11 protein-coding genes are annotated in these 12676 nt (G+C 62.2%); 6 read left to right on the top strand and 5 right to left on the bottom strand.

Features of this window, described 5'->3' with window-relative positions:
• Positions 1-166: 166 nt before the first annotated feature.
• Positions 167-586, bottom strand: a complete 420-nt coding sequence (locus tag EX88_RS0101115) for an H-NS family nucleoid-associated regulatory protein (protein WP_031370189.1) — start codon at positions 584-586, stop codon at positions 167-169.
• A 671-nt stretch (positions 587-1257) separates the two neighbouring features.
• On the opposite strand from EX88_RS0101115, the gene EX88_RS25590 reads away from it, so the two are divergent.
• Positions 1258-1653: a hypothetical protein gene (locus EX88_RS25590; protein ID WP_152566022.1), complete on the top strand. Its 396-nt coding sequence runs from the start codon at positions 1258-1260 to the stop codon at positions 1651-1653.
• A 529-nt stretch (positions 1654-2182) separates the two neighbouring features.
• Here the strand turns inward: EX88_RS25590 and EX88_RS0101110 are convergent.
• Both EX88_RS0101110 and EX88_RS0101105 read right to left on the bottom strand, forming a co-directional pair.
• Positions 2183-2527 (bottom strand): 5-carboxymethyl-2-hydroxymuconate Delta-isomerase, encoded by a 345-nt coding sequence (locus EX88_RS0101110; RefSeq protein WP_031370188.1) that lies wholly within the window; start codon positions 2525-2527, stop codon positions 2183-2185.
• Between the two features lie 64 nt (positions 2528-2591).
• Positions 2592-3086 carry a lipocalin-like domain-containing protein gene (locus tag EX88_RS0101105; RefSeq protein ID WP_031370187.1) on the bottom strand — a complete coding sequence of 165 codons (495 nt, stop codon included), beginning with the start codon at positions 3084-3086 and terminating at the stop codon, positions 2592-2594.
• Positions 3087-3196: 110 nt separating this feature from the next.
• Between EX88_RS0101105 and EX88_RS0101100 the strand changes: the two genes are divergently transcribed.
• Complete coding sequence (locus tag EX88_RS0101100; RefSeq protein ID WP_031370186.1) at positions 3197-4036, top strand: LysR family transcriptional regulator; 840 nt, start codon at positions 3197-3199, stop codon at positions 4034-4036.
• Positions 4037-4268: 232 nt separating this feature from the next.
• Here the strand turns inward: EX88_RS0101100 and EX88_RS24200 are convergent, their stop codons facing one another.
• Positions 4269-6491 carry a S8 family serine peptidase gene (locus tag EX88_RS24200; RefSeq protein ID WP_081930521.1) on the bottom strand — a complete coding sequence of 741 codons (2223 nt, stop codon included), beginning with the start codon at positions 6489-6491 and terminating at the stop codon, positions 4269-4271.
• A gap of 678 nt (positions 6492-7169) precedes the next feature.
• Here EX88_RS24200 and EX88_RS0101090 point away from each other — a divergent pair.
• Together EX88_RS0101090 and EX88_RS0101085 are read left to right on the top strand one after the other, a co-directional pair.
• A complete protein-coding gene (locus tag EX88_RS0101090) occupies positions 7170-8378 on the top strand; it encodes a urate hydroxylase PuuD (RefSeq protein WP_031370184.1) in 1209 nt (402 codons plus the stop codon).
• Between the two features lie 134 nt (positions 8379-8512).
• Positions 8513-9553, top strand: a complete 1041-nt coding sequence (locus EX88_RS0101085; RefSeq protein ID WP_152566021.1) for an alpha/beta hydrolase — start codon at positions 8513-8515, stop codon at positions 9551-9553.
• Positions 9554-9746: 193 nt separating this feature from the next.
• On the opposite strand, the gene EX88_RS23365 is transcribed toward EX88_RS0101085, so the two are convergent.
• A complete protein-coding gene (locus EX88_RS23365) occupies positions 9747-10274 on the bottom strand; it encodes a hypothetical protein (protein WP_152566020.1) in 528 nt (175 codons plus the stop codon).
• A 438-nt stretch (positions 10275-10712) separates the two neighbouring features.
• Between EX88_RS23365 and EX88_RS0101075 the strand changes: the two genes are divergently transcribed.
• Together EX88_RS0101075 and EX88_RS0101070 are read left to right on the top strand one after the other, a co-directional pair.
• Positions 10713-11063: a hypothetical protein gene (locus tag EX88_RS0101075; RefSeq protein WP_031370181.1), complete on the top strand. Its 351-nt coding sequence runs from the start codon at positions 10713-10715 to the stop codon at positions 11061-11063.
• 359 nt (positions 11064-11422) lie between these two features.
• Positions 11423-12658 carry a WG repeat-containing protein gene (locus EX88_RS0101070; protein WP_031370180.1) on the top strand — a complete coding sequence of 412 codons (1236 nt, stop codon included), beginning with the start codon at positions 11423-11425 and terminating at the stop codon, positions 12656-12658.
• The last annotated feature ends 18 nt before the right edge of the window (positions 12659-12676 follow it).

The following is a 12676-nucleotide window of genomic DNA, read 5'->3' as shown; positions in this document are numbered from 1 at the left end:
GCCGGATTATTCAGATCAACGGGCACAGCTAAAGCTCCGTGATTTTGACGGTTCACAGCGTTGCTGGGTTGGCACATCGACTGAGCGGCGATCGCGGCGCGCCTGTCGATGCATAAGAGACCGAATGGATCCCGCGTGAGCTTCCTCGCGCATCAAGAATTCTGCGTCAACCCTGCTTGATGAGCGTTCGTTGGCCTATTGGACTGTTCTTACGGGCGGTGGGCTTTGCCAGGCCGGGAATCAGGAAGTCAGTGACGCTCCGGCCATACTTCGTCTTCTGGGCCAACCACACCGGCATCCGGCCACGGCCCGACCAAGTGTTGCGCTTGTTATCCGGGTCGCGGTACTTGGCAGCCACCTTGCCCGTCTTTCGCCGCGGCGCCCGCTTCTTGCCGGCAATCTCGGTTACCGGCCGATCCCCATAGAGTTCCTCGATCGTGTAACCGTGCTGGGCGACCAGTGCGATCACGTTTCGACGCACCAAGGCAATGGGCCGGCGGCTGGATATCAACTGCCTCCGCCGCTCCGCGGCGGTCAGAAGGGACGTCAGTTCCGACAGGCTGAGCTTTTCGATATCGATATTCATAGCGCGCAGGGTCCAGCTCTACCCGGCAACCTGTCAAGCAGCAGCGCCGATGGCCCGGGAGAATGCGTTTCGGCCGGAAGCCGCAGCCGGCCGGAGCTGGGTTGCGCAAGAGGGGCGCAAGTGTCGGTACCGAGCCGCCTGATGCGATCCCTTTTGGCGAGCAAAAGCTCTGAATTCAGGGCCTTACGAATCAATGGGTTAGCCGTGGACTTTCCTGCGAGTTTTCCGGCGATCAGTATGTCTGCCAAGATGAGAGCTCGGCACTACGGTCCCGACCCGTCAACACCTTTCAAGGAAAGATTCGGTGTTCAGCGCATTCCATACGTCAGCATCTTTGCGGCTCCGCTGTGCTCTCGGCTTGGCTTGGCCTTTGGCAATAATCGCTTTGTACCTGGCGATCGCTTGGTTCCCGTCTGACCCGTACTCCGCAGCTGGGGATCTGTCCTGGGTGACCCCCACCAGCGCCACCATCGCGGCGATGGTGGGTTCGACTCATGCGCTTCTGATAGCGGCGCCGCTCTTTGGGCGACTTTCTCGCAAATGGCGTTTGGCAGCCACGTTGCCGATGGCCGTGGCCTTAGTCTCGGCGCTAACTACGTACGTTCGCGCCTGATGAGCCGTTCGCGTCGAGGCCGCTTCGCGGTCTGGCTTAATTCCGGCAGAAGGCAGCTATGAAACTCTCTCGCGTTTTGTTCCATCTAGGCCTTGTCTTCCTCCTGGCCGGCTGTGGATGCGGCGGAAACGAAGACGCAATTCGCGCAATGCGTGCGTTGCCGAAAGAGCGGCTTGCTGAGCTCTATCAATATATTCAGTCTGTTGATGCCAGGCGGAAAAACTTAGATCCAATCATCATGGACTTCCCAAGGAATCCGGTTCCAAGAAAGATTTCTGACCTGAATCCAAAATTCCTTCGCGTCTGGGACGGTAAGGCGTACATACATATTTCAGGCTGTTTCGACGACAAAATTGATCTGCATTTCCAAGGGCTTAACTCCCCAGGCAGAAAAAAGAAGATCTCCCTTACTCTAGGCGATCATAAGGGGTCAGAGACACTGTGGGAGCAGTAGAGCCGCCAGCGAACAATTCATTCGAGCCGAGCGCGTTTCGCGACTCGGCGTAGCTCAGGCGTCAGACGGCAGGGAGAGATCAATGAAGCCTGATCCAGCGAAAGCGACGAAGGGCGGTACGTCGGGCCGCAAGCTCTGGATAGCGGCTTTCTGCGGTGGCGCCGTCACTCTAATCTGCTGCTTGGCAGCGATCGTGATTCATCCAGTCGTCGCGTCCTCGGCGAAATAGATCTTTTGGCTGGCGCTCGGATCCGCAGCCCTGTGTACGGCGGCTGCAGTGCAATTGAGGAGTCCAGGCAGGTTGGACGCGGCAGATGAGGCTGCTTGGCTCGCGCGGCTCAAAGGATGCATGGGATGATTTGGACGGCATTGACGACTAATGGCTAATCCCGCCGTAGCCTTGCATGCGAGTAAGCAGGAGCGGCCGTCTAACAATTCGTTCAGGCCGAATCCGCTTCGCGGCCCGGTGGTATATCCATCAATCGGTGCGGATCCCTAAATCCAGCCACAACAGAGACTGACCGCTCAGTCACATCATTGCGCGATTGAAGTAGGTCGCCTGCTCGAACTCGGCGATGTTCGTGGCAATACGAGGAAGCTGGGGGAACATCTCGGCCAGCTCGCTGACGATAGCCTTCGACAGGGCAGCGCGTTGCTCGACACTGCGTCCCTGCATGATCCAGGCGAAGGTGTGAATGAAATCTTCCCGCCCGCCACCGACGGCATGAATTCCGAAAGGGCGTACGCGGACCTTGATGTCCGCTTCCTCGAACAATCCCGAAGAGCTCGCCACTCGATGCAGCCGAGCGATGATCGATTCTTCGTCGTGGATCTGAAGTATTCCCTGAGAACAATCGACTACGAAGTGCGGCATGAGGGTTCCATCGGCTAAAGGGTGAATCGAGGGCGCGATCGCCTCAGAACGAGGCGGGCAGGGCTTAATCGAGCCGGCGCCACACCGACACCGGGATACTCCCATCCGCCCGCGGCGGCACCTTGTAACGCAGTTCCGCGCCGTCCAACTTGTATTGGCGCTTCTGCGTCGTGCCTTCCCAGTTGGGGAAGGACGAGCCTTCGATCGAGAACGCCAGCAACCCCGCCCGATCGTCGATCGCCATCGTGCCGTAATGAGTGCTGCTGCCCATGACCGCGGACTTGAATTCGTCGACGCTGCCGTCGGCCTTGCTGTCGCTGGCGAAATGCAGGCGTTCGGACTTGAAGATCTGCAGCGAATACCGCCCCTTGGTATCGACGACGAGCCTGCCCTTGGGGCTCTCGCCGTAGTCCCGCGTCGTCTTCCCATCCGGCAACAGCTTGTCCGCGGCGACCAGTGTCCAGGTGCCTTGCAATGGGAAGACGTTCGTCGGCATTGGCGCGTCGCGCGCGGCCAGCCCCGCCAGCATTGCGAGGAATGCGCCGGTCAATGGTTTCATCGCGATAAGTCCTTATGGGTTGAGATCGACCGGCCCATCCTAAGCCGCTTGATCGATATGAAAAATGCATTTACAAAGATATCTGGCATTTCAAAATCGAATCCTTACAGATGAAAGCGATGGACGTGGACGCGGTCAGGGCTTTCCTGCTGGCGGCCGACTTGCAGAGCTTCACCCGCGCGGCCGACGTGCTGGGCACCACCCAGTCCGCGGTCAGCCTCAAGCTGCAGCGTTTGGAAGGGCAACTCGGCCGCCGCTTATTGGAACGCACGCCGCGGCACGTTCGCCTGTCGGTCGAGGGTCTGGCCTTTCTCGGTGTGGCGCGCGAACTGGTGTCGTCACACGACCGCGCGGCCGCCGCCTTCGAGACCGAGCAGCGTCGGTTGGCGATCGGCATCAACCAGCAACTGGTCGGCAGCGAACTCCCGTTTCTGCTGCGGCAGATACGCGACCACGATCCGAACCTGCTGGTCGAGATGCGCATCGGCGGCACCAAAGAACTCATGCAAGGCCAGGAGCGCGGGGAACTGGACGCCGTGTTGGTGCTGCGCCCCGAGGATCGCGGCAAGCGCGGCAAGATCGTTTTCGCGGAGCCCTTTTCGTGGTTCGCGGCGGCCGGCTGGGAGCCGCGCGCCGGTCAGCCATTGCCGCTGGCGACGCAAGGCGAGTCGTGCCGCATCCGCATCGAGGCGGTGCGTGCGCTCGACCGGGCCGGCGTTGCATGGCGCGAAGTCTTCGTCGGCAAGGGCGCCGCGATCCTGGGGGCCGCCGCCGTCGCCGGCCTTGCGGTGGCGCTGCTGGCGCGGCGCGCCGCGCCGCCGGGCACGGTCGACGTCGGCGGACTCCTGTCGCTGCCGCCGATTCGCTCGCAGGACGTGATGCTCTATAGCAACCTCAGCGACCGGCGAACGCGCGATGCATTGCGAGTCCTTACGTTGGCGTTTCAGTGAAGGATTTGGGTCGCGGCGCAGGGGTTGTGTCAGCAGCGACTCGTCGCCCATATGGAACGGCAATGACAGTGAATCTGTGCTGGCTGTCCGGACCGACTAAGGTGTTCCGTCGCATGGCTACGCCTTCACCTTCGAACTTTTCAAAAAGAAACCCCGGCCGAAGCCGGGGTCCTTTACCTCATCTGCAAGCGCAGTGATGGAATCGCTTCACGATTCCTGTCGGCTGCCTTCATCAGAACTTGATGCTCCAGCTTTCGAGCGTGCCGATGTCGTTGGTCGCGTTGTCCTGCACGCGCAGCTTCCAGGTGCCGTTCAAGCCTTCGGTGGTCAGGCTGAACGTCTTGGTGCCGCGAACATCGTCGGCGCTGTCGTTGGCATTGAAGCCCTTGATGGAATAGAGCGAGCCGTCCGGCGCGACCAGGTCGACGCGCAGGTCGCCGCGGAAGCTGTGGTCGATCGCCACCGTAACCAGCGCGTTGCTGGGGGCGTTGCCCGTGCGTCCGGCCACCGTGATCGGGCTTTCGATCGTGGTGTTGTCCTTGATCGCATAGTCGGCGTCGTTGGTGTAGGTCTGCACGCCGCCGCCCGGGGCCGCCACCGTGACCGAGGCGGTCTTGGTGTGAGTGGCGCCGGCGTTGTCGGTGACGGTCAGGCTGACGTTATAAGTGCCGGCTGCCGTATACGTGTGGCTGGGATTGGTGGCGGTGGAGGCCGCGGTGCCGTCGCCGAAGTTCCAGCTGCGCGAGGCGATGCTGCCGTCGCTGTCGGTCGAGCTGTCGGTGAAGGTCGCCGTCAGGCCGCTGACGGCGGAGCTGAAGTTCGCCACAGGCGCCTGGTTGCCCGGGCTGCCGCCGATCAAAGCGTCCACCGCTTCGAACGCGCGCACCATGCCGAAGCCGTACTCGTTGTCGCGGCCGGCCGTGCCGAGGTCGAGTGCGCTGCTCGTCAGCGCATTGCGCACTTCCGTGGCGGTCGCGCTGGGCTTGGCGCTGAACAACAACGCAGCAACGCCTGCGACGTGCGGGCTCGCCATCGAGGTGCCGCTCAGCACGGCATAGGCGTTGACGTCGAAGGTGTAGCTGGGGGTGATGGAGGCGGTCTGGCCGACCAAGCCGCGCAGCGCTTGCCCGCTGCCCTGACTGACGGCGACGGCGCTGAGGGTGGTGGTGGCCCCACCGGGAAGGCCGGTGTTGTAGGGGAAGGGGTCGGAGACGTTGTTGTACAGAATGATGCCGCGACCGCCGCCGCTCTTGACGAAGTTCACCTTGTCGGACGTCGTGTTGTCGCCACGCTCGCACAACACGATCTTTCCGCTCCAGGCGCCGGCCGCGGCGCAACGTCCGCCATCGATCAGGGCGCCGCTTGCGGCCGCCGAGGCCGAACCCACCATCGGCAGGCTGTCGAAGCTTTGGCTGCCGACGGTGACGGGCTGGCCGATCTTGGGATAGGTGCTCGAAATATCGGAGCCCGGCGCGGCGATATCCACCGCATCGTTGTACTGCGAGAACGAGGCCTTGGCCTTGTTGGCGTCGATCGCCGCGACCGAGATTACATCGGGATAGGAGGCCGGATAGCTCTTGGTGGTGTTGCCGGAGTTACCGGCGGCGGCTACCGACACGATGCCCTGGTTGAACAGATTGGTGAACGCCGTGCTCTCGTTGCTGCTGGGCAGGCCGCCGCCCAGGCTCATGTTGATGACCTTGGCGCCGGCCTGGGCGCAGCGGTTGGCCGCGTTGACCAGGTCGGAGGCGTAGCTGAAACCGCAGCTGGGGCCGTCGAAGTACTTGACGATGTGCAGGGAGACTTTGCCCGGGCTGACGCCGATCACGCCTTTGCCGTTGTTGCCGACCGCGGCGATGGTGCCGGCCACATGGGTGCCGTGGCCGCAGGTGTCGGTGTTCCAGGTCTGGCCCGTGCTGGCATATCCACTGACGGTAATGCCGGCGAAGTCCTCGTGGCTGGCGCGCAAGCCGGAGTCGATCACGCAGACTTTGACGCCGTTGCCGTCGGCGCCGCTGGCGACAGTATCGGGCGCCTGCACTTGCGGAATGCCGTAGGGCAGGTACTCCGCCATCGGGTATCGCGGTACGTCGCGCTCCACCACCAGGTTCGGGTTGCTGCGCAGCTTGCGCAGAACCTGCTCGGGCAGCGACACCACCATCGCGTTGAGATGGTCGAATTCGTAATGCGTCTTGCCGTTGGAAATGCTCGGCGCGGCCGCGCCAGCGGCTCGCGCCATGCTGGCCGTCTCCGCGCGCACCGCGCTCACGGTCTGCTGGATCTGCGTCTTGACCTGGGCCTTCTGGCCCGGTTGGAAGCGGACCCACACACGGTTGGGATCTCCTCCTTCCGGCCGGTTTTCCGGCAGCTGCGCGCCGGCGATGCCGGAGACGCACAGCGCTACCGCCGCCGAAAGCGCGCAAATGCGCGGATGTCGCTTGAATGCACTATTCATATTCACTCCCCTAGAGTTTGTTTTATGTAGTTAGTAACGCGGCGATTGGATTGGCCGCGCAGTGCTGGAAAGATCGGGTGGCACGATCTGAATCCATACTTCGGGAGGGTGTGCGCGAATAGAAGACCAAGACACCGATGACAATCACAGATAAACGCGGGATCAATCACACTTGCGGAAGGAGATGTTTCGCGTGCGAACGCTCGTCTTCTCGATTGCGATTGCGGCCATGAAGCAATCTGTGCAAAGACTTGCACATGAGCGGCGAGGGCGACCGGTGATTGCACTCGCGGTTACATCCGATCCTGCAGCGGAGGATCAAGCGGGGCTATGGGTCAATGATCAGACGCCGATATATGTGTGTGGGTGAGATCCGGCGAACGCCTGAGAACAATCGCCGCTGCACCGCATCGGATTTCATTGGCGATAAGTATCTCAACTTGCCAGGTGGCCGACCCAATCCAGGCAACCGATTCTTGGCCAAAGTTCAAGGCACCTGTGCGGATGCTTTAAATGGCGATTCTGTGCGACGACCCCATTTGTAGGGGGTAGCGAGAATGCGTGCAGTGAGAGTGCGTGAGTGAAACGCCGCGCTGTTCGGCAGTAGCGTTTTGCAGCGATAGGAGCAGGGACCAGGAAGCGCTCGATTATCGAGACAGGGTTGAAGGAGATCTCGTGATGGTGGACGCCTTGCTCGATTTCGCTGCCGACATAGCCCGCTGGTTGCATGTGCTTGCTGCGGTGGCATGGATGGGGTTCGGCTTGTGGCTTAGGCGCCTGGCATTCCGGGCTCGTCCACTGATCGGTCCGCAAGCCGAGTTGGAGGTTTGGGATACTCACAGCCTGGGTTTTTGGCGGACCGCGAAAGTGGCCGCGCCGACGGCTTCGGAGCTCGAAGGCCTGGTCTGGTCGTTCAATCAGATCCGCTGGCTGTTCATGACGGGCCTGGTGTTACTCGGCCTCATCTATTACCGCCAGCCGCAAGTCTATCTGATCGATCCCGGTGTTCTTTCCATGTCGGGGCGAGCGGCCGTCGCTTTCTCGTTGTTGGGGTTGTTGGGCGCCCCGTTGATCAACGAGGCCATCAACCGCATTCCCCTTCGTTATCGGCGCACCTACATTCTTTCTTGCGCGATCCATGTCCTGGCCTGGGTCTACGCATACGCCAGTTTGTTCTCGCAGCAGGGCGCCATGATCCAGGTCGGCGCGATGTTGGGTGTGACCATCACCGCCAATATTCTGTGGTACCTCCACCCGGCGACGCGCGAAGCTGTGGACGCCCTGATCAGGGGCGAGCGTCCCGATCCGGTAAAGAAGCAACTCTGGGATCGGCGTAATTATCATTCGTTCCTCCTGCCGGCGGTGGTTTTCCTGATGCTGTCCAGCCATATGGGGGCCATCGTGCGGGCCAATGGCCACGCATTTCTCACGATCGCCACGGTCCTCGTCCTCAGCGTGATCTCGCGTCGGATACTGGAAGCGACGCACAAGAACGGCGGCGTGATGCCGGCGCGATTTCGCTGGATCACCGCTGGTGCGGTGCTGACCCTGGGCTTGGGAGTTGGCTGGCTTGCATCGGCCCGGCACGGGTTCGATCGAGTTCGCGTCGAGGCCCGTGCGCATAGTGCCGCAACCGATAAGCGCCCATTGCACGCAGAAGAGATCGTTCTGCGCCGGTACGCGGCCTGCCACGCTGCGCAACCCAGTTTTCCGGGCATGGCCTCGCCGCCTCGCGGGATCGTCTTTACTCCCGATAACTTGCCTCGTTACGCCGGTCAGATCGCGATAGCGGTGGGAAGCGAGCGCATGCCGCCCGGGAATGCCACGGACATGCTGCCGAGCGAGCGTAGGGCGCTGACAGAATGGGCGATCCGTCATGGGCAATGAGCTCTCGCACTACGGCCCGCGCGGCGTCGGGCTCCGCGTGGCCGGATAGGCCACGTCAACCGTTCGCTTGGTGGCGCGTTGGATGCGACGTCGGCCGCGTCCCGCGCGCCGGCGATCAATCATGGAGCGAAACGATGATTCTGGAAAAGGAAGCAACGAGGCGTAATACGAAGTCGCGCCTGTGGGCGGGCCTGGTGTGCGCCGGGGCGGCGTTGGCCTTATTTGCCACCGGTGCCAGCGCGTGCGTACCGACGAAATTACCGATGGGCGCGAAGGGACCGGGGCTTTGCTACGGGGCGGAGGTCTGGACGGAGCCGACGCTGGGAGGGCGAGCGCTGGAGCAGGAGTTCGACTTCTACCGGACGCCCTCGACAACGCCGACACCGTTGATCGTCTGGGCGCATCCGAACGGGATGAGCAAGGCGCTGGCGGAAGACTCGCCGATGTATCAGGCGCTGATCGTCCCGGCGCTGCGGGCGGGCTTCTCGTTCGCGTCTGTCGAGTTCCGGCATCCGGTGACCAACGATGCGCTGCCGAACAGCGATACCGATCCGCGCGTTCCGCATTACGATCTCGCCTATGCGCTGCAGTTCATTCGCGCCAACGCCGATGCGTTGAATATCGACAAACGCAACGTGTTCTTCGTCGGGCAGTCGCGTGGGAGCTTGGCGGTGTGGACGGCGCTGCAGGACGACATGCGCGATCCCGACAGCCCGGACCCGGTCGCGCGTCAATCCACGCGAGTGAACGCGGTCTATGCGGTGAACGCGCAGACGACATATTCTGGTGCGGAATTCGCCAATCGGTTCTTGATTGCAGGCGATCGGGCCAAGTTCATCGCCGCGTTCAATCAGCAGCACCCGAAGCACGTCCAATTCGGCAGCGCGATAGGCAGCGTCAACGCAGGCGTCAAGGCGGATCCTCCGGTCCGCTTGATCTACGACAGTCCGGAGGTGGGGCGGCTGTTGTCGCTGGAGGAAATGAGCAAGCGCGATCCGATCCACTACCCGGATTTCGGACCAGCGCTTTGTCGCGCGTACGCGAAAGCGTTCGGCAGCAGCGCCCACTGCACCTACGATGCGGACACACGCTATGAAGGCGACCCGATAGCGGCATACGCCGGCTATGTCGACTTCTTCAAGAGGTATATCCGCCCCGGCGCGTCCAGCCCTTAAGGCGTCCGTGGCCCAGCCTGGGGCCGGAACGTTGAGTCATTGCACCGAATAGCTGGGCGCAGGCTGGGGGCAACCGAGTCACGCTCCCTGTGTCCCCCAGGACGCCTTTAGGTTCCGGCCCCCCGGGCCAGCGCAGCTATGGCGCTGGCCCGGGGTGTCGGTCGCATCGAACCGACTAGGGTGCTTGCGTGTCCTAGCCGAGGTACCGGAGCGTGAAATCCATCTCGGCGTTATTGCCGTCGATCGAGCCCGGCATGTCGAGTTTGTACCGGTTGTTATCGCTGACGCCGCCGCCATCGGAATTTCTGCCGTTATAGGGATCATCCCAACTCACCGATACCGAGTTCCGCGACTGGTCGAGGATGTAGTAGCTCACCGATCCATACGTCCCGGTCCCGAAGCGGTCGGACTCGGACTTCCACTCGCCTCTTTCTCCGGACCTGATGACCGTCGGAGGATAGTCGTCCCATTTCCCGTCCGGCAGGCTCTCCGAATTGCTGTTGAGTTCCAGGTCGTAAGGCGTGTTGTTCTGCAGGGTCACGACTACCGAGCGTGCGGCGTCCTTGGACTGCTTGCGAGAGGTTAAGTCCGACATGGCGGCTGTCTCCTTCTTTGGGGGCGAGGGTGCGATCTCTCTCTCGGCATCGGCGAGCGCCGACCGGTCGCGTCGCGATCGTTGCCTGGCAGGATGGAAGCACTGGCCGGCCGTAATGTTGCTCACGAATCTTCATTCTGTGATCGCGTGAGCTGGATTCAGATTGCGTCCTCCTCGTGTAGCGGCCATCGCAGGGTCTTCCAACGGGTGCCTTGTGCCGCGTCTGCAAGGAGGGCCACCCCGCAGCGATCGCCTGGTCGCGACTTGTGCGCTGGGCTCGCAATCGACTGTGACCTCGGCCCTAGAACCGAATACCCGTGTCGTCGGAGGTAGGGGATCCGTTAGTTCGAGTTCGTCTGTATAGGCGATGTGGATCTCCACGTCCGGCGCCACACCGACTCCGCGTGCAGTTCTTGAACCGGGCCGCTCGCAGGCCCGGAAAATAATTGTCGTCGCAAGCTTGTTCCGCGGATTCCGGCGTCCGACCTACGTCACGAAGAACGGAGCCGTCGCACCTCCAGTGCGGTCTATTGCTCGCTGTTCTTAATCACATGGAGCGTAACTATGAACATCACGAAGATCGCTTTTGCTGGCGCGCTCGCTATCTCAACACTGCTGGGCGCGAACAACGCAGCGGCGGCAACGCCGTATCCCACGGCGACAGTGCCGACCTCGGCGAAGGTAGCCCCATCCCCCGAATCGGTCGAGTTCTTCCGGCAACTGTGGGATAACGCGATGCTTTTTGCATACCGCGGATACGGGAACTTCGCGCAGTCCACCTGCGATATCTATCGGTCGCAGGTTTGGCCGGACCCCGGCGCCAATGAGGTCGTACCGCTCCTGCATCATCAATGCCGGATCAGCGTTGTCAACATTTACATCCACCACACCAATCCGCTGCCGTTCCCCCTGTGAACCGCGCCAGTCGCCCAAACGCTGATGTGGCGGCATCGAGGGCGACAGTCCGATGGCACCGATCGGATCGAAGGGCGAGGACGGCCACCGTTCTCGCCCTTCGCCCTATCGCGAACCCGCGCCGCTCAACCGGGCGATGTTCTTCATGCCTGGTTGGAGCGTTAACCTGGGCCAGCACCTTGCCGACAGTTCTGGCGTCGCTGGCAACCCTCCCGGTCGGCGCGTTTCGGGCGATCTTCCCGGCGCCTTGACCGCCTGTGTGGCGATGCGCCGGTTGCGACTGCCCTTTCACAGGCGTTGAGATTCATGCTAATCATGGCAGCCTTCCGTGATTGGTTGCGCGCCCAAGGATCGAGCGTATGTCGAAGGTAGTGCAGGTGCTTGCAATCGCGCTGGTGTGTTCGATCTCGGGTTGCGCCCCTGTTCGCTACTATCAGGCGCTCTCCGGAAAATCCGTCGCGGAGCCGGAGCCGCCGAAGATCGTGGAGCGCGGACAGCGCGCGCCGTCGCACGAGAAAGTGTCGGCGATGAGCGACGGTTTGTATCTTGCGCGGATTCGTAAACACGGCGAGCAGCGGTTCGGTGTGGTCGACCGCTCCGGGCGCGTAGTGATCCCGATCGGCTACCAGTACCTGACCGATCTCGGCGGCAAGGGCTTCAAGGCCATCGGGTTGCAGAGCCTGCGCGGTTTCGACCGGCAAGGCAACGAAGTGTCGACGATGCTGTTCGAGCGCGAGCTGCATTTCGAAAACGGCCAGGCGGTGGCCGTGGTCAAGTCGGCAGCGGGCGATTCGGCCGAAGAGCGTTACGGCGTCATCGACGCCCGTGGAGACACGGTGATCCCGTTCGAGTACAGCGGCATCTTCGAAAGCGCCACGGATGCGAACCCTGCCGTGTCGTGGTATCGGGTCCGGCGGGATATCGCCGGCCCGGGCGAGCCCAGGAAGATTCGCGATGGCCTGCTCGATGCCAAGGGGCGGTCCGTTCTGCCGATCGCGTACTACGACATCTCCCCAGGCATCGATCGCCAAGGCCTCGATCAAGGCTGGGCGATGGTGTTCGAGCAGGAATACCAAGGCGTGGCGGTCAACTTCGTCACCGGTTTGCGCATGCCGCGCAGCGGCGGCAGCTTCTATGGGCGGACCGTCGCTTACCGCGCCTTGCTCAATCCGCCGCCGGAAGCGCTCAATCCGTACGAGAGGATGCAGTACCGGAAAGCGCATGAAGAACGGTATCGGCTGGAGTTGTTCGATACCCACGGCAAGCTGGTGTACGACCAGAGCGACATCGGCGCGACTTGGGACCTGCACGGGCTCATCGCGGTGTCCAGGATGAAGAAGTTCGCCTTGCTCGATGCGGACGGGCGGCCACTGACGCCGTTCAAATACGACGAAGTGAAGGATTACGGTGGCGGCCAGGCGTTGATGATCGTCGCCGGGAAGGTGGTATGCATCGATGCCGCCCTGGCGCCGGGCACGGAACGGTCCGCGCGCGAATGCACCAGGGCGACGACCAAAAAGGTAGGCGGGGAACGAAAGCGCCGACAGCGCGATCCCATCGCGGTTCCCGCGGTCTACCCGCGTTACGGTGGTTGAAACCCTGTGCTAGGGAGC

This window comes from Lysobacter antibioticus, from assembly GCF_000731095.1.
Taxonomy (GTDB): Bacteria; Pseudomonadota; Gammaproteobacteria; order Xanthomonadales; family Xanthomonadaceae; genus Lysobacter; species Lysobacter antibioticus_B.
The sequence above is the reverse complement of the archived record's forward strand: the minus strand, read 5'-3'. Positions and strand labels throughout refer to the sequence as shown.

Excerpts from the sequence above, each read along its gene's own strand:
- EX88_RS0101115 (WP_031370189.1), bottom strand. The coding sequence starts at position 586 with ATGAATATCGATATCGAAAAGCTCAGCCTGTCGGAACTGACGTCCCTT.
- EX88_RS25590 (WP_152566022.1), top strand. The coding sequence starts at position 1,258 with ATGAAACTCTCTCGCGTTTTGTTCCATCTAGGCCTTGTCTTCCTCCTG.
- EX88_RS0101110 (WP_031370188.1), bottom strand. The coding sequence starts at position 2,527 with ATGCCGCACTTCGTAGTCGATTGTTCTCAGGGAATACTTCAGATCCAC.
- EX88_RS0101105 (WP_031370187.1), bottom strand. The coding sequence starts at position 3,086 with ATGAAACCATTGACCGGCGCATTCCTCGCAATGCTGGCGGGGCTGGCC.
- EX88_RS0101100 (WP_031370186.1), top strand. The coding sequence starts at position 3,197 with ATGAAAGCGATGGACGTGGACGCGGTCAGGGCTTTCCTGCTGGCGGCC.
- EX88_RS24200 (WP_081930521.1), bottom strand. The coding sequence starts at position 6,491 with ATGAATAGTGCATTCAAGCGACATCCGCGCATTTGCGCGCTTTCGGCG.
- EX88_RS0101090 (WP_031370184.1), top strand. The coding sequence starts at position 7,170 with ATGGTGGACGCCTTGCTCGATTTCGCTGCCGACATAGCCCGCTGGTTG.
- EX88_RS0101085 (WP_152566021.1), top strand. The coding sequence starts at position 8,513 with ATGATTCTGGAAAAGGAAGCAACGAGGCGTAATACGAAGTCGCGCCTG.
- EX88_RS0101075 (WP_031370181.1), top strand. The coding sequence starts at position 10,713 with ATGAACATCACGAAGATCGCTTTTGCTGGCGCGCTCGCTATCTCAACA.
- EX88_RS0101070 (WP_031370180.1), top strand. The coding sequence starts at position 11,423 with ATGTCGAAGGTAGTGCAGGTGCTTGCAATCGCGCTGGTGTGTTCGATC.